We start from the raw sequence: 18517 nt of genomic DNA, 5'->3' as shown, positions 1-18517 counted from the left end.
TTGCGCTGAAAAGCCACTGTGGTGAGGGGATTTATCCCCGTTGGACTGCGCAGCCGCCCCAAAACTTCCGCCCCCGGTACGTCAGGAGCTGCGTGTGTAACGATATCCACGACTGCTGCGCAGCCGAACGGGGATAAATCCCCTCACCACACGAGCTCTCAAAGTACCCAGTGGCGCAGGGGTGAAAAATATGCGCCGGCGCTTTATAGTGGCCGACCTCCGTTTCATCAAGTAGCGAAGCCCCATGTCCGAGCCACGCAAGATCCTCGTCACCAGCGCCCTGCCCTACGCCAACGGTTCGATCCACCTTGGCCACATGCTGGAATACATCCAGACCGATATGTGGGTGCGCTTCCAGAAGCATCGCGGCAACCAATGCATCTATGTCTGCGCCGACGACGCCCACGGTTCGGCGATCATGCTGCGCGCGGAAAAGGAAGGCATCACCCCGGAACAACTGATCGCCAACGTGCAGGCTGAACACAGCGCCGACTTTGCCGACTTCCTCGTCGATTTCGACAATTTTCACTCCACTCACGCCGAAGAAAACCGTGAGCTGTCGAGCCAGATCTACCTCAAGCTGCGTGACGCCGGGCACATCGCCCAGCGCTCGATCACCCAGTATTTCGACCCGGAAAAGAAAATGTTCCTGGCCGACCGCTTCATCAAGGGCACCTGCCCGAAATGCGGCACCGAAGACCAGTACGGCGACAACTGCGAAAAATGCGGCGCGACCTACGCACCGACCGACCTGAAGGATCCGAAGTCAGCGATCTCCGGCGCCACCCCGGTGCTCAAGGATTCCCAGCACTTCTTCTTCAAACTGCCAGACTTCCAGCAAATGCTGCAGACCTGGACCCGCAGCGGCACCCTGCAGGACGCCGTGGCCAACAAGATCGCCGAATGGCTGGATGCCGGCCTGCAGCAGTGGGACATTTCCCGCGATGCGCCGTATTTCGGCTTCGAGATTCCGGGCGAACCGGGCAAGTATTTCTACGTGTGGCTGGATGCGCCGATCGGTTACATGGCCAGCTTCAAGAACCTCTGCAACCGCACGCCGGAGCTGGACTTCGACGCGTTCTGGGGCAAGGATTCGACTGCCGAGCTGTACCACTTCATCGGCAAGGACATCGTCAATTTCCACGCGCTGTTCTGGCCAGCCATGCTCGAAGGCGCCGGCTACCGCAAGCCGACCGGCATCAACGTGCACGGCTACCTGACCGTCAATGGTCAGAAAATGTCCAAGTCGCGCGGCACCTTCATCAAGGCCCGCACTTATCTGGATCATCTGTCGCCGGAATACCTGCGCTATTACTACGCAGCCAAGCTGGGCCGTGGCGTCGATGACCTCGATCTGAACCTCGAAGACTTCGTGCAGAAGGTCAACTCCGACCTGGTCGGCAAAGTGGTCAACATCGCCAGCCGTTGCGCCGGATTTATCCACAAAGGCAACGGCGGACTGCTGGTCGACAACAATGCCGCGCCGGAGCTGACCGAGGCCTTCCTCGCCGCCGCGCCGAGCATTGCCGACGCTTACGAGGCCCGCGATTTTGCCCGCGCGATGCGTGAAATCATGGCCCTGGCTGACCGCGCCAACGCGTGGATCGCCGACAAGGCGCCGTGGTCGTTGAACAAGCAGGAAGGCAAGCAGGATGAAGTCCAGGCGATCTGCGCCACCGGCATCAACCTGTTCCGTCAGTTGGTGATCTTCCTCAAACCGGTACTGCCGCTGCTGGCCGCTGATGCCGAGGCGTTCCTCAACGTCGCGCCGCTGACCTGGAATGACCACACCACCCTGCTGGCCAACCACCAGCTCAACGAATTCAAACCGTTGATGACCCGCATCGACCCGGTAAAAGTGCAAGCCATGACCGACGCCTCCAAGGAAGACCTGACCGCCAGCCAGACCGACACTGGTGCAGCCGCCCCTGCGGGCAACGGCGAACTGGCCAAGGATCCGCTGTCGCCGGAAATCGATTTCGACGCCTTTGCCGCCATCGATTTGCGCGTCGCTTTGATCGTAAAGGCCGAACACGTCGAAGGCGCGGACAAGCTGCTGCGCCTGACCCTCGACATCGGTGACGAGCAACGCAACGTGTTCTCCGGGATCAAGAGCGCGTATCCGGACCCGTCCAAACTTGACGGTCGCCTGACCATGATGATCGCCAACCTCAAGCCACGGAAAATGAAGTTCGGTATTTCCGAAGGCATGGTGATGGCAGCCGGCCCCGGCGGTGAAGAGATCTACCTGCTGAGCCCGGACAGCGGCGCCAAGCCAGGTCAGCGCATCAAGTAAGACGTTGCCGCAAAACGATCCCACCGACGTGCTCTGCATGCCGGTGGGATTTTTCATATCTGGCCCGATAGTGCCTACCCTTAAGAGACACCCGCCCGTTTCGCTGGCAGAACCATGACCGAACTCGTGTTAACGCTGATCAGTGCTGCGCTGCTCAACAATTTCGTGTTGCACTGGCCGCTGGGCGTCGCTCCGCTGCTGGCGGGCAGCCGACGCCAGGTACATGCGCTGGGATTGGCGACGTTGTGCCTGATGCTGGTAGTCAGCGTTATTGGTCAGGCGATCTGGCAGTGGATACTGCTGCCGTTGCAGCTTGAAGCGCTGCGCCTGTTCGTGTTTCTGCCGTTGAGTGTGTTGTTGATCGCGCCGCTGCTGAAACTGCTGGCGCGCGGGCTGCCGGATTGGCCGTTCGACGGATTGTGGCCGCTGCTGCTGGGCAATGCCGGCGTACTCGGGCTCGCGTTGATCAATGCGCAAAATGATCAAGGCCTGCTGCACGCGACAGCATTGAGTCTCGGCGCCGGGCTGGGTTTCTGGCTGGTGTTGAGCGTGTTCTGCGACCTGCGCGAGCGCACGGCCGACAACGATATTCCCCTGCCCTTTCGCGGCCTGCCGATCGACCTGATCAGCGCCGGACTGATCGCAGTGATTTTTCTCGGATTCAGTGGATTGATCAAAACATGAGTCTGCTTCAACGCATCGATGCCCTGCTGCCGCAGACCCAATGCGGCAAGTGCGGCCATCCCGGATGCAAACCCTATGCGCAAGGCATTATTGACGGCGAGCCGATCAACAAGTGCCCGCCGGGCGGCGGAGAAACCATCGCTGCCCTGGCCGAGCTGTTGAAAATACCGGTCCTGGAACTGGACATCAGCCGTGGCCCGGCACCGCCGCAAGTCGCCTTCATCCGCGAGGCCGAATGCATCGGCTGCACCAAGTGCATTCAGGCCTGCCCGGTCGACGCCATCGTCGGCGCGGCAAAACTCATGCACACGGTGCTGATCGACGAGTGCACCGGTTGTGATCTGTGCGTTGCGCCGTGCCCGGTCGACTGCATCGAAATGCATCCTTTGCCTGCGAATACGATCCCAGTGGTTGGCGGTCTCGCATTTGATCTCGAAGAACAGCGCGCCCGCGCGATCAAACGTGACCACGCGCGCCAGCGTTTCGAGCGCCGCAATCAGCGCCTGCTGCGTGAAGAACAGCAAAAGCAGGCCGAACGTGAAGCGCGAGCCGCGCGTGCGGCACAACCGCAAGTCTCGACCGCCGATCCGGTGCAGGCTGCACTTGAGCGGGTGCGCGCACAAAAAGCCGCGAACGCCGATGCGGCGCTGAAGAAGGCCAAGGTCGATATGGCGATGAGTCGGGCTCAGTTGCATAAATCGCTGAAAGCTTTCGGCCATCCGCCGACGTTCGAACAGCAGTCGCAACTGATCGTCCTGCAGCAACAATTCGAAGCCGCCGAGCACGCGCTGGCGAATCTGGAAAGCAGCCAACCGGTGATTCCCGCCGTCCCTGCTCCGAGCAACGACGCGGAGTTGAAACGGGCGAAGATTCAACTGGCCATGCGCCGCGCCGAGTTGAAAAAAGCCCAGGCAGCGGAGGCTGCGCCGGAGCAGATCGCAGCACTGGAGCAAGCCGTGACTGACGCCGAGCGCCAGGTGCAAGACCATGCCACCCCTTGAGGCAGCGGACGATCGCCTGCAACAGGCGATGAATACCGTGCTGCTCGCAGCGCTACCGGGGCTGCTCGCTTTGTTCTGGCTGTATGGCTGGGGCGTGTTGATCAATCTGCTGTTGGCGGTTGCCAGTGCCTTGCTCGTCGAAGCCGGGGTCGCCCACCTGCGTCGGCAAGCGGTGCAAGCGGCACTGCGTGATGGCAGCGCGCTGGTCAGTGCAATGTTGCTGGCCGTTGCGCTGCCGGCTTATTGCCCTTGGTGGCTGACCGTCACGGCGACCGTTTCAGGCTTGTTGTTCGGCAAGCACTTGTACGGCGGGGTTGGTAAAAACCCGTTCAACCCGGCAATGCTTGGCTTTGCCCTGAGCATGGTGCTGTTTCCGCAAGCGATGACGCATTGGCCCGGTCATGGCCTCGATTTCCCCTCGGCGTTGCAACAGGTTTTCAACCCGGCTCCAGCACCGGACGCCTGGGCGCAGGCCACGGCACTGGACAGTCTGCGCATCAATAAAAGCCTGACCATCGATGAGCTGTTCGCCAGCAACCCGGCCTTCGGCCGCTTCGGCGGGCGCGGTGTGGAATGGGTGAATCTGGCGTTTCTGCTCGGCGGCCTGCTGCTGTTGCAGCGGCGGATCTTCTCCTGGCACGCACCGGTGGGGATGCTCGCCAGTCTGTTAGTCATCAGCCTGTTGTGCTGGAACGGATCGGGGTCCGATTCCCATGGTTCGCCGCTGTTTCATCTGCTCAGCGGCGCGACCATGCTCGGTGCATTTTTTATCGTGACCGAACCTGTGTCCGGCGCGAAAAGCGCCCTCGCCCGCCTGCTGTTCGGCATTGGCGTCGGCTTGCTCACCTATCTGATTCGCACTTGGGGTGGTTACCCGGACGGCGTCGCGTTTGCGGTGTTGCTGATGAATCTGCTGGTGCCGACGCTGGAGCGCTTCGCCGCCAGCCGCCATCTGCCGGTGAGCACATGAACCGCTCAGCAAGTGTCGCGACCCTGGTGCTGCTGGCACTCATTGGCGCGAGCGCGACATACGTGCTGCAGCGCAGCAGTGCACCGCAGATTGCCAGCGAACAGCGCTTGCTCGAAAGCCGCCAACTGCTCGATGTCATTCCTGACGCGCTCTACGACAATCAGCCGCTGGAGCAACCGCTGACGCTCGCCGAGCCTGCTTTGCGCCATAGCACGCTGTCGGGCGGCTATCGAGCGACCCGCTCCGGTCAGACAGTCGCGGTGCTGTTGCGCAGTCGCAGCGAAGGTTACGCAGGTACTCTGGAACTGCTGATTGCCATCGATGCAAACGGCAGAGTTCTAGGCGTGAAAACCCTTGAGCAGCGCGAAACGCCAGGATTGGGTGGTCACATCGGTGAATGGCCGAATGCCTGGCTTCAGACCTTCCTCGGCAAATCTCGTACCGAGCCGACTGACGCCGGTTGGGCGCTGAAAAAGAATCAGGGGCAGTTCGATCAAATCGCTGGCGCGACCATTACCTCCCGTGCCGCCATCAACGCGATTCATGACGCACTGCGTTATTTCGATGAGCATCGGGCGTTGCTGTTAGGAACTGGCTCATGAAACGCACGGTAGGTTTATTGATGCTGGTGCCGCTATTGGGCGCCACACAAACACTCAGCGCTGCACTGGGGATAACCTTGATGCTCGGCGCGGTGCTCGGCGTTTTTGCCGTTTGCATGTCGCCGCTGCGCGAACGCCTGACGGGCACCCGTGCGTTGCTCGCCAGCCTGACGCTTGCTGCGACGCTGAACAGTTGCGCGGATATTGTGGCGCAACGCTGGTTTTTGCCATGGCAGCAAACATCTGGGCTCTACATAGGGCTGATCGCCTTGCACTGCGTCGTGCTTGAATACCACGGTGCCTTCCGCGAGCCCGTCGCTGTCAGCTTCAAACGCTGCGCCTTGTTCGGCGCGCTCATGCTGGTGGTGGGCGGGCTGCGCGAGATCATCGGTTATGGCAGCCTTGGCCGAGGTCTTTCGGAGCATTGGCAAGGTCTGGTTTTGTTCCCCGAGGGGCTGCATCTGTTTACGCTGGTTCCCGGCGCTTTCGTTTTACTGGGCCTGCTTCTCGCCGCCCGTCAGGCGTGGACACGCCGCAACTCTGTCATCAAGGAAACGCATCGCCCATGAATGCTGCAAAACGTCTTGAGATATTTCGCCGACTGCACGAAGACAATCCCGAGCCGAAAACCGAACTGGCCTACTCTTCGCCGTTCGAGCTGCTGATTGCGGTGATTCTTTCGGCGCAGTCCACCGATGTCGGCGTCAACAAGGCGACTGCCAAACTCTTTCCCGTCGCCAATACACCCGCCGCTATTCATGCGCTGGGTGTCGAGGGGCTGTCCGAGTACATTAAGACCATCGGCCTCTACAACAGCAAGGCGAAAAACGTCATCGAAACCTGCCGTCTGCTGGTTGAGCGTCATGGCGGTGAAGTCCCGCAAACCCGGGAAGAACTGGAAGCCCTGCCGGGCGTCGGACGCAAGACCGCCAACGTGGTGCTCAACACCGCTTTCCGTCAATTGACCATGGCGGTCGACACGCACATTTTCCGCGTCAGCAATCGCACCGGCATCGCGCCGGGGAAAAATGTGGTGGAAGTTGAAATGAAGTTGATGAAGTTTGTACCGAAAGAATTCCTGCTCGACTCTCATCACTGGCTGATTTTGCACGGTCGTTATGTGTGCCTGGCGCGTAAACCGCGCTGCGGCAGCTGCCGCATCGAAGACTTGTGCGAATACAAACACAAAACTTCCGACGATTGAGCGGTCATCGGTTTTTCGCATCCATCGATTGAAAAAATCTTTTTTACCCGCCGCAGTAATGTCGATATAAGGAGCGCCAAAGGCAGTCTTAGCCGGGAGTTGACTTCATGAGTACCGACACAGAGCAACTGGATGTAGAAGAAGATCTTATTGCCACCGACGCCGATGAGGTCGAACCGGTGGTTGAAGTGGCCAAGACCAACCTTAGCAAGCGTCGCACAATCGACAACCTGCTTGAGGAGCGCCGACTGCAAAGGCAATTGGCCGACTACGATTATGATCTGTGATATCTGAAGGCCTCCCGAGACGGAGGCTTTTCATTTTCTGCGACAACCGAGCTTGATCGGCCCATGACGTTCTCAGCTGTCGAATAGTTCAAACCAGGCCGTTACGCTGCGCCAGCTCGATCAGATCAACCAGAGAACGCGCATTGAGTTTCAGCAACAGACGAGTCTTGTATGTGCTCACAGTCTTGTTGCTCAAGAACATGCCATCAGCAATTTCCTTGTTGGTCTTGCCGCGCGCCAATTGCTGCAACACCATCATTTCCCGGCCGGACAGACGATCCACCATGTCTGCTTCGCTCGCATTGCCCAGACTGGTACGCACAGTGTGCAGCGCCTGATTGGGGAAATAACTGTAGCCGGACAGAACTGCCTTGATCGCACTGAGCAATTCAGTCAGATCCTGCTGTTTGCACACGTAACCCGCTGCGCCCGATTGCATGCAACGCATTGAAAAATGCCCGGGAGCCTGGGAAGTCAGCACCAGCACTTTCACCGGCATGGCAGTGGAGGTCAGGCGCGCAATAACTTCCAGTCCGTCGAGTTTGGGTATTCCAATATCCAGAATGACAAGATCCGGTATTTGTTCACGAGCAATTTGTAGTGCATCAACGCCATTATCCGTTTCTGCAATGACTTCGTAGCCATGCCGTTCCATCAGCATACGTACCGCAAGTCGAATGACGGGGTGGTCATCCACGATCAGCACTTTATTCATGGGCAAGTCCAGTTTTCGCTGTTCGAATTTTTAGAACACGCACGATATCCCAGTCACTTGCTTCAAGGGATGGCAACTTTTACACGCATTTGCATCGAGAGACATTCCCTACAGGCATTGAGGATAATTCCCACAAATAGGTCCCGTCGCATCCATCGCAATTGCTTCCCGTCCTTCAAGGCCGCAACGAATTTCCGTTTACTGCGCACACGTCCTACGCAGCTCCGAATTCCAACCGAGCCATTTGAAATTTCCTGGACCACTTCTGCCGGCTGCCGATTCGGCATATGACGTAACGAACCGCCGCTACTGCATATTCGACGCACCGGCAGCCCTTCTATAAAACTTGAAACAACAGCCTGAAACTTCAATGAAGGCTTTTGCTATATATAGAAATATTCAACCTCAAACAAACAGCATAGAACTTGAATCATGCTCAAGATAACGAACAAGATCACTAACCCAATGACAGTCATCGCGATATTCGCCATTATTTCGGAAACTTCAGCGGCGGTATCGCTGCCATTTCTCGACAACAAGGACCGGGAGATTTATGTCTGGTTTCTGATCAGCTTTCCGTTTTACTTGTTATTTCTTTTTTTTATCACGCTCAACTTCAACCACCGCTCGCTCTACTCGCCCTCGGATTTCGGCAAGGACAAAAATTTCCTGAAGGCGGCTGAACATTCGGAACGCGACAGCGAACGAAAAGTACCGTTGCGAAAAACCGATGGATCGTGCGCTTTCGAGATAACCAGCTGCGTGGTGTCCAGCAACACTGGGAGCGGCGGATTCCAGCGTCCATGCAGGATTCACAACGCGCCTGACCCACCAACCGATATTGATGGCCAAGCGAACCCCGTGGTGCAGACGATCAAACTGTCACCGCTGATAAGCGAACTGAACATCATCGACGCCCGGGACGTTGATGCGTCCAGGGAGTTCGATGCGATTCTCGACACTCTTCGGAGCGCCGGTAAAAAAAATCCGCGAGTGCTGGTTTTTCTAACGAATCATGTTTCGGACTCTCTGGCGCATACTTCGCTGCAACAGATCAAACAGGCGAAGAAAAGCTCAGGTGCAACACTGTGTGTCGTTTACAACCTGTGCACACAGACAGTTAGCCTGCTGGGGCGAACCAGCTGACAGGCGTGGCACATCCCGCAAGCGGGCAGACAAGAGAAACGGCTTGATGAACCCGATGAAAATTCCGAAAAAAAAGGCGGCCCTGAACTGGCCGCCTTTTTTATTGCGCGTGGGTCTGAGCCACTCAGAACAACTTGCGGCCCTTGTTGGCAGCAATGCGCATGCGCAGCGCGTTGAGCTTGATGAAGCCCGCCGCATCGGCCTGATTGTAAGCGCCGCCGTCTTCTTCGAAGGTGGCGATGTTGGCGTCGAACAGCGAATCATCGGACTTGCGACCGGTGACGATGACGTTGCCCTTGTACAGCTTCAGGCGCACTACGCCGTTCACGTTGACCTGCGAAGCATCGATCATCTGTTGCAGCATCAGACGCTCAGGGCTCCACCAGTAACCGGTGTAGATCAGGCTGGCGTACTTGGGCATCAGCTCGTCTTTGAGGTGAGCGACTTCGCGGTCCAGAGTGATCGATTCGATGGCGCGGTGAGCGCGCAGCATGATGGTGCCGCCCGGGGTTTCGTAGCAGCCACGGGACTTCATGCCGACATAACGGTTTTCGACGATGTCGAGACGACCGATGCCGTGCTCGCCGCCGATCTTGTTCAGCGTCGCCAGTACGGTGGCCGGGGTCATTTCGACGCCGTCCAGCGCGACGATGTCGCCGTTGCGGTAGGTCAGTTCCAGGTACTGCGGGGTGTCGGGAGCCTTCTCCGGGGAGACGGTCCAGCGCCACATGTCTTCTTCGTGCTCGGTCCAGGTGTCTTCCAGCACGCCGCCTTCATAAGAGATGTGCAGCAGGTTGGCGTCCATCGAGTATGGAGATTTTTTCTTGCCATGGCGTTCGATCGGGATCGCGTGCTTCTCGGCGTAGTCCATCAGCTTCTCGCGGGACAGCAGGTCCCACTCGCGCCAAGGGGCAATAACTTTTACGCCTGGCTTGAGCGCGTAGGCGCCCAGTTCGAAACGCACCTGGTCGTTGCCCTTGCCGGTGGCGCCATGGGAAATGGCGTCGGCGCCGGTTTCGTTGGCAATTTCGATCAGGCGCTTGGCGATCAGCGGACGGGCGATGGAAGTACCCAGCAGGTACTCGCCTTCGTAAACGGTGTTGGCGCGGAACATCGGGAACACGAAATCACGCACGAATTCTTCGCGCAGGTCATCGATGTAGATTTCTTTGACGCCCATGGCCTGAGCCTTGGCGCGGGCCGGCTCGACCTCTTCGCCTTGACCGAGATCAGCGGTGAAGGTCACCACTTCACAGTTATAAGTATCCTGCAGCCACTTGAGGATCACCGAAGTGTCCAGGCCGCCGGAATACGCCAGAACGACCTTGTTTACGTCCGCCATGCCATCACTCCACGGGGTTCTACGGAAAGCGGGGGAGTCTACCGCTCAAACGCGATAATTTACAGAGGCGCGACAGCTTAAGACGACAAAGCGACAGAATCTGTCGAGAGCGCGACGATGACCGGCGAGTCAGGAAGTCGTTGCGGCGGTGGCTGGCGTACCCGCTTGCGGCGCCGGAGCCGGGGCGGTAGTCGGTGCGACGCGCGACAATTTCACGTTGACCCGACGGTTCTTCGCACGATTGGCCTTGCTGGTGTTGGGCACGATCGGATACTGCTCGCCGTGGAAACGCACGGTGATCTGCGATTCCTGAATGCCGTTGGCCTTGAAGAAATCCACCACCGCCAGCGCGCGGCGGCGCGACAATTCGCGGTTGGTCAGACGATTGCCGCTGTTGTCGGAATGGCCGTCGAGGTCAATGTGGTTCACCGTCGGGTCGGCCTTCATGTATTCGAGCATCACTTGCAGCTTGGCCTTGGCAGCCGGGTCCAGCTCAACGCCTTCGCCGGGGAAGCCGATCTGCGACTGCTTGATCTGGTCGAAATTCTGCGGCAGCAATTTCGCCACACAGCCTTGATAGTCGTTGAACGCCTTGCTGAATTTCACCGGCAACAAACGCACTTCGGAGACGCGGCCATCGCCAGACGCACGACGTACCACCGGGCTGCGACCGTCCAGCAGACCGCTGATCAATCCCCCGGCCTGGGATTGCGAGCTGTTGAACAACACATTGCCGCTGCCCAGACGCACAGAGCCCAGATTGATGTCGCCACGCCCTGGCTGCCAAGGTGCAGCGGCAGCGAGCAAAGTCGCCGAACCGCCGCCAAGCATGGCGTTGTAGGCATTCAGGCGAAAGATCGCCTGTTCACCGGCCTTGCGCACGAACTCGCCCGAGCCGAAATCGGTAATCGGCTGGGTCAGGCGGCATTCGAACTGGTCGCCGGCGACCGTCCACTCAATGTTCTCCAGACGGGTCTGGTAAGTCAGCGCCATCGCGGGAAGGCTGGCAAACACACTGAGCAGGGCTAAATAACGCTGGCGCACGGGAGGCTCCATTGGCTTGTGAAACACAAACACCGATTCACACAATGTTTACGGCATACCTCCGGGATATCGGACGCTCGTGGCAAAACTTGATAGCGGGTGCCTGCAAGAGTCTTTTCCGGTAGCATTCGCCTCAGTTTGACCCGCCTGGAATCCCCTCATGTCCGACCGCCTGACCCTGCTGCGTCCCGACGACTGGCACATTCATCTTCGCGATGGTGCCGTGTTGACCAATACCGTTGCCGATGTGGCCCGCACCTTCGGGCGCGCGATCATCATGCCGAACCTGGTACCGCCGGTGCGCAACGCCGCTGAAGCCGACGGCTATCGTCAGCGCATTCTCGCTGCCCGCCCGGCCGGCAGTCAGTTCGAGCCGTTGATGGTGCTGTACCTCACCGACCGCACCCAACCGGAAGAAATTCGTCAGGCCAAGGCCAGCGGTTTCGTCTACGCCGCCAAGCTGTACCCGGCCGGCGCGACCACCAACTCCGATTCCGGCGTGACCAGCATCGACAAGATCTTCCCGGCGCTGGAAGCCATGGCCGAAGTCGGCATGCCGCTGTTGATCCACGGTGAGGTCACCCGTGGCGACGTCGATGTATTCGACCGCGAAAAGATTTTCATCGACGAGCACATGCGCCGCGTGGTCGAGCGTTTCCCGACGCTGAAAGTGGTGTTCGAACACATCACCACCGGCGACGCCGTGCAGTTCGTCAACGAGGCTTCGGCCAACGTTGGCGCGACCATCACCGCGCATCACCTGCTGTACAACCGCAACCACATGCTGGTCGGCGGGATTCGGCCGCACTTCTACTGCTTGCCGATTCTCAAGCGCAACACCCATCAGGAAGCCTTGCTCGACGCCGCCACCAGCGGCAGCGCCAAGTTCTTCCTCGGCACCGACTCGGCGCCCCACGCCCAGCACGCCAAGGAAGCCGCCTGCGGTTGCGCCGGTTGCTACACCGCTTACGCCGCCATCGAGATGTATGCCGAAGCGTTCGAACAGCGTAACGCGCTGGACAAGCTCGAAGCCTTCGCCAGCCTCAACGGCCCGCGTTTCTACGGCCTGCCGGCAAATACCGATCGCATCACCCTGGTCCGTGAAGAATGGACCGCCCCGACCAGTCTGCCATTTGGCGAGCTGACCGTTATCCCGCTGCGCGCCGGTGAAAAACTGCGCTGGCGCCTGCTGGAGGAACACGCGTGAGTGAAGACAATTTCGACGATGAACTGGACGGTCAAGGTGGCGGCGGCGGTTCCCGTCATCCGATGGCAGCGCGTTTTCGCGGCTACCTGCCGGTTGTCGTCGACGTAGAAACCGGTGGCTTCAACGCAGCCACCGATGCCTTGCTGGAGATTGCCGCGACCACCATCGCCATGGATGAAAAGGGTTTCGTCTACCCGGATCACACCTACTTCTTCCGCGTCGAGCCATTCGAAGGCGCCAACGTTGAAGCGGCAGCGCTGGAGTTCACCGGGATCAAGCTCGATCATCCGCTGCGCATGGCCGTCAGCGAAGAAACCGCGCTGACCGACATCTTCCGTGGGATCCGCAAGGCGTTGAAAGCCAACGGCTGCAAGCGGGCAATTCTGGTCGGGCACAACAGCAGTTTCGACCTGGGCTTCCTCAACGCCGCAGTTGCGCGCCTGGACATGAAGCGCAACCCGTTCCACCCGTTCTCCAGTTTCGACACCGCGACCCTGGCGGGTCTGGCGTATGGTCAGACCGTGCTGGCGAAAGCCTGTCAGGCGGCCGGCATCGATTTCGACGGTCGTGAAGCGCACTCGGCGCGTTACGACACCGAAAAGACCGCTGAGCTGTTCTGCGGCATCGTCAATCGCTGGAAGCAGATGGGCGGCTGGGAAGACTTCGACGACTGATCGTCGGCGAGCAAATCCCGCGCATGAAAAAACCGGCCACGTGGGCCGGTTTTTTTGTACCTCGACGTTGCGCCTTACAGGGCCGCAGCGTTCTCGGTCAGGTAAGCCGCAACGCCTTCCGGCGAAGCGTTCATGCCTTTGTCGCCTTTCTTCCAGTTGGCCGGGCAGACTTCGCCGTGCTCTTCGTGGAATTGCAGCGCGTCGACCAGACGGATCAGCTCTTCCATGTTACGGCCCAGCGGCAGGTCGTTGATGATCTGCGAGCGAACCACGCCTTTGTCGTCGATCAGGAACGCGCCACGGAAAGCCACGCCGCCTTCGGATTCAACGTCGTATGCCTTGGCGATGTCGTGCTTCATGTCGGCAGCCATGGTGTATTTCACCTGACCGATGCCGCCATTGTTCACTGGAGTGTTGCGCCAGGCGTTGTGAGTGAAGTGCGAGTCGATCGACACAGCGATCACTTCAACGTTGCGCGCCTTGAAGTCAGCCATGCGGTTGTCCAAAGCGATCAGCTCGGACGGGCAGACGAAGGTGAAGTCCAGCGGGTAGAAGAACACCAGGCCGTATTTGCCTTTGATGGCCGAGGACAGGGTGAAGCTGTCAACGATCTCGCCATTGCCGAGTACGGCCGGGACGGTGAAGTCTGGGGCTTGTTTGCCTACGAGTACGCTCATTGATATCTCCTGGTGTAGAAACTTGAAGTTCAGGGTCCGGGCCAGCCTGTCCCCCTCAGGCGACAGCCCTGTGACACGAACCCTCTTCGCAAGGGACGACCATCATACACTGCGTGTTTGGCCTGTCCGTAACGGATTTTCCCTGTTCGGTTATCCACTGCGTATTCATGGGGTCAGACGCGCATTTGGAAAATACCGTTCGTCAGTCGCCGGGAAATTGGCTGCGAAGCGTTCCGAAAGCACTTTGACAATCATTCTCGTTAACATTAAGATCCATCGCAATTGAGTCACAACCAGCGACGGTTCTTACTTATGTATGTTTGCCTCTGCACTGGCGTCACCGACGGACAGATCCGCGAAGCGATCTATGAAGGTTGCTGCAGCTACAAAGAAGTTCGCCAGGCCACCGGCGTCGCCAGCCAGTGTGGCAAATGCGCCTGCCTTGCCAAGGAAGTGGTGCGCGAAACCCTGACCAAGCTGCAAACCGCCCAGGCCGCGATCCCTTACCCGGTAGAATTTACTGCTGCGTAAATGCCCCATTTCAAAGAACCGGACTAGATGTCCGGTTTTTTTATGCCTGAAAATCAATTGCTTAGCGTCCAGACGCGGAACACAAACATTCTTATTCCGATTAATTTTCATTTATTATTCAATAACTTAGGTTTGACACTTATAACTGCCAAGCTCAAACTCCGCCTTATATACGGTTAATACAGGGCAGGACTCCGATCATGAAAGGCGACATTACAGTCATCCAGCATCTCAACAAGATCCTCGCCAATGAGCTGGTCGCGATCAATCAGTACTTCCTGCATGCGCGCATGTATGAAGATTGGGGTCTGAATAAGCTCGGCAAGCACGAATACCACGAATCCATCGACGAGATGAAACACGCGGACAAGCTGATCAAGCGCATCCTGTTCCTTGAAGGCCTGCCGAACGTTCAGGACTTGGGTAAGCTGCACATCGGCGAGCACACCCGCGAGATGCTCGAATGCGACCTGCGCATCGAAAAGACCGGCCACGCCGATCTGAAAGCCGCCATCGCCCATTGCGAAACCGTTGGCGACTTCGGCAGCCGTGAACTGCTCGAAGACATTCTCGAGTCGGAAGAAGAACACATCGACTGGCTGGAAACCCAGCTCGGCCTGATCGACAAGATCGGCCTGGAAAACTATCTGCAGTCGCAGATGGGCGAAGAGTAGGAGCTGTCGAGTGAAACGAGGCTGCGATCTTTATCGATTTCAGCCTTGATACTCAGTCAACTCGTATAACCAACAAAAAGCCCCGCCCTCTTTCGAGGTGCGGGGCTTTTTGTTGGCCGAAGATCAAAAGATCGCAGCCTCGTTTCACTCGACAGCTCCTACAGGAGACGCGTCGTCGGGCGAAACTATATGAAAGTAGAATCAGGCTTCGGACTTGTTCGCCGCTGCCGCTTCCACAGCCGCCTTGATGGTGCTTTGCAGCGAACCGTCTGCAGCCATCTCGGTCATGATGTCACTGCCGCCGACCAGCTCACCGCCGACCCACAGTTGCGGGAAAGTCGGCCAGTTGGCGTATTTTGGCAGGTTGGCGCGGATTTCCGGGTTCTGCAGGATGTCCACGTACGCGAACTTTTCACCACAGGCCATCACGGCTTGCGCAGCTTTTGCGGAGAAGCCGCACTGCGGGGCATTCGGCGAGCCTTTCATGTAAAGCAGAATGGTGTTGTTGGCAATCTGCTCTTTAATCGTTTCGATGATATCCATGGAGCACCTCGGCTGAACTTTCCGACTCAGAGGTCGGCACGGTGGCGCATTGTAACGGAATCCCGAGCGCCATGCTCGGTCTCCCCGACAGACCCACTCAGGCCGCCGCCACGGTCACCGGCACACCGTTCAACGCCGCGTTGCCCGACAGTTCGTCGAGCTGGCACTCATCGGTCAGGTCGTTGGCGCTCGATCCCGGCTGGCCGCTGGCGATCGCCATCTGCACGCCCGGGCGCGCATGGCCCCAGCCGTGCGGCAGGCTGACCACGCCTTTCATCATGTCGAGACTGGCGAGCACTTCCACCTCGATCTGCCCGACCCGCGAACTCACCCGAACCCGTTGCCCATCAGCCAGACCACGGCTGGCCAGGTCATCCGGGTGCATCAGCAACTGATGCCGTGGCTTGCCTTTCACCAGCCGATGAAAATTGTGCATCCACGAATTGTTGCTGCGTACATGGCGGCGACCGATCATCAACAATTCATCGGCTGCCGGCGCCTGCAACGCGGCAAAGCGTGCGAGGTCGGCGAGAATTTCCGGCGGTGCAGCCTGGATACGCTGATTCGGCGTTTTCAGACGTGACGCCAGATTCGGCTTCAGCGCCCCCAGATCAATACCGTGCGGATGATCGAACAGCGTCGCCAGCGACAGCTTGTGCTCGGACGCATCGCCGTAGCGGCCCATGCGCAGGCCCATGTCGATCATCTTCGCCGGCGGCATCGTCGGTTTCAGTTCTTTACCGGTTTTCTCGGCGAAGGCCTTGGCCAGCCCGACGAAGATCTCCCAATCATGCAAAGCCCCCTCGGGCTTGCCGAGGATGGCGCGATTGAAGCGGGTGACGTTACGCACCGCGAACAGATTGAACGTGGTGTCGTAGTGATCGTTTTCCAGCGCCGAGGTCGACGGCAGGATCAGATCGGCATAGCGCGTGGTTTCGTTGATGTACAGGTCGATGCTGAGCATGAAGTCGAGGCCGTCCAGCGCCTGCTCCAGCTGCCGGCCGTTGGGTGTCGACAACACCGGGTTGCCGGCCACAGTGATCAGCGCGCGGATCTGCCCCTCGCCCTCCGTGAGCATCTCTTCGGCCAGTGCCGAGACCGGCAACTCGCCGCCGTATTCAGGACGCCCGGAAACCCGGCTCTGCCATTTGTTGAAATGCCCGCCCGAGGTCGACGCCACCAGATCCACCGCCGGTTCGGTGCACAGTGCACCGCCAACGCGGTCGAGGTTGCCGGTGACCAGATTGATCAACTGCACCACCCAATGACAGAGGGTGCCGAAGGCCTGGGTCGAGACGCCCATGCGCCCGTAGCAGACCGCACTCGGTGCGGCAGCGAAGTCGCGCGCCAGTTGGCGAATCTGCTCGGCCGGCACTGCGCAGAGCGGGCTCATCGCTTCGGCGCTAAACGCAGCCACGGCGTTGCGCACCTCGTCGAGGCCATCGACCGGCAAATGGCTGTCGCGGGTCAGGCCTTCGCTGAACAGCGTATTGAGCATGCCGAACAACAGCGCCGCATCGCCGCCCGGGCGGACGAACACGTGCTGATCAGCCATCGCTGCGGTTTCGCTGCGGCGCGGATCGACTACCACCACTTTGCCGCCGCGCGCCTGAATCGCCTTCAGGCGCTTCTCGACGTCCGGCACGGTCATGATGCTGCCGTTGGACGCCAGCGGATTGCCGCCGAGGATCAGCATGAAATCGGTGTGATCGATGTCCGGAATCGGTAACAGCAAACCGTGGCCATACATCAGATAGCTGCTGAGGTGGTGTGGCAGTTGATCGACCGACGTTGCCGAGTAGCGATTGCGGGTTTTCAGCAACCCCAGGAAGTAATTGCTGTGGGTCATCAGGCCGTAGTTGTGCACGCTCGGATTGCCCTGATACACCGCAACGGCGTTCTGCCCGTGACGTTCCTGAATCGCCGCGAGTTTCTCGGCCACCAGCGCAAACGCCTCGTCCCACTCGATCGGCAGCCATTCGCTGCCGACGCGGCGCATCGGCTGACGCAGGCGATCGGGATCGTTCTGGATATCTTGCAGGGCCACGGCTTTCGGGCAGATATGGCCGCGGCTGAAAGTGTCGAGGGCATCACCCTTGATCGAGGTGATCGCGACGTTGCCATCGGTTTCCGTGGTTTCGATGGTCAGGCCGCAAATGGCTTCGCACAGGTGACATGCACGGTGGTGAAGAGTCTTGGTCATGGCCAGTCTCTGTCTTGTTCGGGAGCAGGCAATCACGCCCGCGGGAACAAAACTATGGCCCGTGCGCAGAGACGGCGCCAGCGACGTTCGTCTTGTGAATCGACGGTTATCAGGACAGCCGATAAATCGCCGCGATCAGTTCGGCGGCAACTGCGGCGGTGCCGCCAGCTGGATTTCCTGGATGGTTTCTATCTGCTCATGGGCGATGTGGACGCCGGTGAGCTCGCCGATCAAACGCCAGTGCTCATCAAGCCCGGCGCTGATGGTGGCCATGCGATCGATCATGTGTCGACCGGCGGATTTGACCACTTCGTCGTCACTGCGCAGCAACTCGAAAGACATCGAGGTGACTGACGCGGTGAGATGGGTCAGGGAGCGAGCCGTGTGGCCCAGCAGCTCCATTAACAGTTGTTCTTTCGATTCCATGCGGAGGCTTCCTGCGTCGCTCGAAACTTATTTATAACCCAGCACTTTGCTTTAGCAAATGTTTCAGTCTGAACATCCGACCAAGCGAATCCGTGGCGCAGCACTCGCAAACCGACCAGGACAGCTGCGATGCCGTCGCGGCGCATTGCCAAGCGCGGCGGGGCCAGTGTACAAAGAGGCTCGCTGCTGCACTGGACCCGGCTTCAAAATGCGTGATCGAAATGCTCGGTCCGCGCTCCGAATCCCGCTGAAAAAGTACCCTATTGGAAAAACGCGACATTTAGTGTCAAT

General features: G+C 58.9%; 20 protein-coding genes. 13 read left to right on the top strand and 7 right to left on the bottom strand.

Annotation, left to right across the window (positions count from 1 at the left end):
• Nucleotides 1–244: 244 nt before the first annotated feature.
• The 8 genes from metG (at nucleotide 245) to JWU58_RS06425 (ending at nucleotide 7044) form a co-directional block, all read left to right on the top strand.
• Nucleotides 245–2296: a methionine--tRNA ligase gene (metG, locus tag JWU58_RS06460; RefSeq protein ID WP_160768452.1), complete on the top strand. Its 2052-nt coding sequence runs from the start codon at nucleotides 245–247 to the stop codon at nucleotides 2294–2296.
• 114 nt (nucleotides 2297–2410) lie between these two features.
• Nucleotides 2411–2980, top strand: coding sequence for an Rnf-Nqr domain containing protein (locus JWU58_RS06455; protein WP_206421636.1), 570 nt, complete (start codon nucleotides 2411–2413; stop codon nucleotides 2978–2980).
• Nucleotides 2977–3981 (top strand): electron transport complex subunit RsxB, encoded by a 1005-nt coding sequence (gene rsxB / locus JWU58_RS06450; protein WP_206421635.1) that lies wholly within the window; start codon nucleotides 2977–2979, stop codon nucleotides 3979–3981. The genes JWU58_RS06455 and rsxB overlap by 4 nt, the downstream gene beginning before the upstream one ends.
• A complete protein-coding gene (locus JWU58_RS06445) occupies nucleotides 3968–4951 on the top strand; it encodes an RnfABCDGE type electron transport complex subunit D (protein WP_206421634.1) in 984 nt (327 codons plus the stop codon). Before rsxB ends, JWU58_RS06445 begins: the two co-directional genes overlap by 14 nt.
• Nucleotides 4948–5553 carry an RnfABCDGE type electron transport complex subunit G gene (locus JWU58_RS06440; RefSeq protein ID WP_206421633.1) on the top strand — a complete coding sequence of 202 codons (606 nt, stop codon included), beginning with the start codon at nucleotides 4948–4950 and terminating at the stop codon, nucleotides 5551–5553. Before JWU58_RS06445 ends, JWU58_RS06440 begins: the two co-directional genes overlap by 4 nt.
• Nucleotides 5550–6122, top strand: coding sequence for an Rnf-Nqr domain containing protein (locus tag JWU58_RS06435; protein WP_206421632.1), 573 nt, complete (start codon nucleotides 5550–5552; stop codon nucleotides 6120–6122). The genes JWU58_RS06440 and JWU58_RS06435 overlap by 4 nt, the downstream gene beginning before the upstream one ends.
• Complete coding sequence (gene nth, locus JWU58_RS06430) at nucleotides 6119–6757, top strand: endonuclease III (RefSeq protein WP_016773410.1); 639 nt, start codon at nucleotides 6119–6121, stop codon at nucleotides 6755–6757. Before JWU58_RS06435 ends, nth begins: the two co-directional genes overlap by 4 nt.
• A gap of 107 nt (nucleotides 6758–6864) precedes the next feature.
• Entirely contained in the window at nucleotides 6865–7044 is a 180-nt protein-coding gene (locus JWU58_RS06425) for a PA3496 family putative envelope integrity protein (protein ID WP_041479865.1), read from the top strand.
• A gap of 88 nt (nucleotides 7045–7132) precedes the next feature.
• Here JWU58_RS06425 and JWU58_RS06420 read toward each other — a convergent pair whose 3' ends face one another.
• Nucleotides 7133–7759 (bottom strand): response regulator transcription factor, encoded by a 627-nt coding sequence (locus JWU58_RS06420; protein ID WP_016773408.1) that lies wholly within the window; start codon nucleotides 7757–7759, stop codon nucleotides 7133–7135.
• Nucleotides 7760–8191: 432 nt separating this feature from the next.
• Between JWU58_RS06420 and JWU58_RS06415 the strand changes: the two genes are divergently transcribed.
• Nucleotides 8192–8905, top strand: coding sequence for a hypothetical protein (locus JWU58_RS06415; RefSeq protein ID WP_206421631.1), 714 nt, complete (start codon nucleotides 8192–8194; stop codon nucleotides 8903–8905).
• Nucleotides 8906–9029: 124 nt separating this feature from the next.
• Here the strand turns inward: JWU58_RS06415 and JWU58_RS06410 are convergent, their stop codons facing one another.
• Both JWU58_RS06410 and JWU58_RS06405 read right to left on the bottom strand, forming a co-directional pair.
• Entirely contained in the window at nucleotides 9030–10247 is a 1218-nt protein-coding gene (locus JWU58_RS06410) for an argininosuccinate synthase (RefSeq protein ID WP_007953201.1), read from the bottom strand.
• A 129-nt stretch (nucleotides 10248–10376) separates the two neighbouring features.
• Nucleotides 10377–11291, bottom strand: coding sequence for a flagellar protein MotY (locus JWU58_RS06405; RefSeq protein WP_122507760.1), 915 nt, complete (start codon nucleotides 11289–11291; stop codon nucleotides 10377–10379).
• 160 nt (nucleotides 11292–11451) lie between these two features.
• On the opposite strand from JWU58_RS06405, the gene pyrC reads away from it, so the two are divergent.
• Together pyrC and rnt are read left to right on the top strand one after the other, a co-directional pair.
• Nucleotides 11452–12498: a dihydroorotase gene (gene pyrC / locus JWU58_RS06400; RefSeq protein ID WP_016773405.1), complete on the top strand. Its 1047-nt coding sequence runs from the start codon at nucleotides 11452–11454 to the stop codon at nucleotides 12496–12498.
• A complete protein-coding gene (rnt, locus tag JWU58_RS06395) occupies nucleotides 12495–13172 on the top strand; it encodes a ribonuclease T (RefSeq protein ID WP_016773404.1) in 678 nt (225 codons plus the stop codon). Before pyrC ends, rnt begins: the two co-directional genes overlap by 4 nt.
• Nucleotides 13173–13246: 74 nt before the next feature.
• Here rnt and JWU58_RS06390 read toward each other — a convergent pair whose 3' ends face one another.
• Nucleotides 13247–13849: a peroxiredoxin gene (locus JWU58_RS06390; protein ID WP_003227723.1), complete on the bottom strand. Its 603-nt coding sequence runs from the start codon at nucleotides 13847–13849 to the stop codon at nucleotides 13247–13249.
• Between the two features lie 312 nt (nucleotides 13850–14161).
• On the opposite strand from JWU58_RS06390, the gene JWU58_RS06385 reads away from it, so the two are divergent.
• Both JWU58_RS06385 and bfr read left to right on the top strand, forming a co-directional pair.
• On the top strand, nucleotides 14162–14380 hold the full coding sequence (locus tag JWU58_RS06385) for a bacterioferritin-associated ferredoxin (RefSeq protein WP_003227725.1): 219 nt from the start codon (nucleotides 14162–14164) through the stop codon (nucleotides 14378–14380).
• Nucleotides 14381–14580: 200 nt separating this feature from the next.
• A complete protein-coding gene (bfr, locus tag JWU58_RS06380; protein ID WP_016773403.1) occupies nucleotides 14581–15054 on the top strand; it encodes a bacterioferritin in 474 nt (157 codons plus the stop codon).
• A 201-nt stretch (nucleotides 15055–15255) separates the two neighbouring features.
• Here bfr and grxD read toward each other — a convergent pair whose 3' ends face one another.
• The 3 genes from grxD to JWU58_RS06365 form a co-directional block, all read right to left on the bottom strand.
• Nucleotides 15256–15597, bottom strand: coding sequence for a Grx4 family monothiol glutaredoxin (gene grxD / locus JWU58_RS06375; RefSeq protein WP_016773402.1), 342 nt, complete (start codon nucleotides 15595–15597; stop codon nucleotides 15256–15258).
• Nucleotides 15598–15694: 97 nt separating this feature from the next.
• Nucleotides 15695–17800 carry a molybdopterin oxidoreductase family protein gene (locus JWU58_RS06370; RefSeq protein WP_206421630.1) on the bottom strand — a complete coding sequence of 702 codons (2106 nt, stop codon included), beginning with the start codon at nucleotides 17798–17800 and terminating at the stop codon, nucleotides 15695–15697.
• Nucleotides 17801–17935: 135 nt separating this feature from the next.
• The gene (locus JWU58_RS06365) at nucleotides 17936–18226 is read right to left on the bottom strand and encodes a hypothetical protein (RefSeq protein WP_110603264.1); all 291 of its coding nucleotides are present in this window, start codon (nucleotides 18224–18226) and stop codon (nucleotides 17936–17938) included.
• Nucleotides 18227–18517 lie beyond the last annotated feature (291 nt).

This window comes from Pseudomonas atacamensis (assembly GCF_017167965.1).
Classification (GTDB): Bacteria; Pseudomonadota; Gammaproteobacteria; order Pseudomonadales; family Pseudomonadaceae; genus Aquipseudomonas; species Aquipseudomonas atacamensis.
The sequence above is the reverse complement of the archived record's forward strand: the minus strand, read 5'-3'. Positions and strand labels throughout refer to the sequence as shown.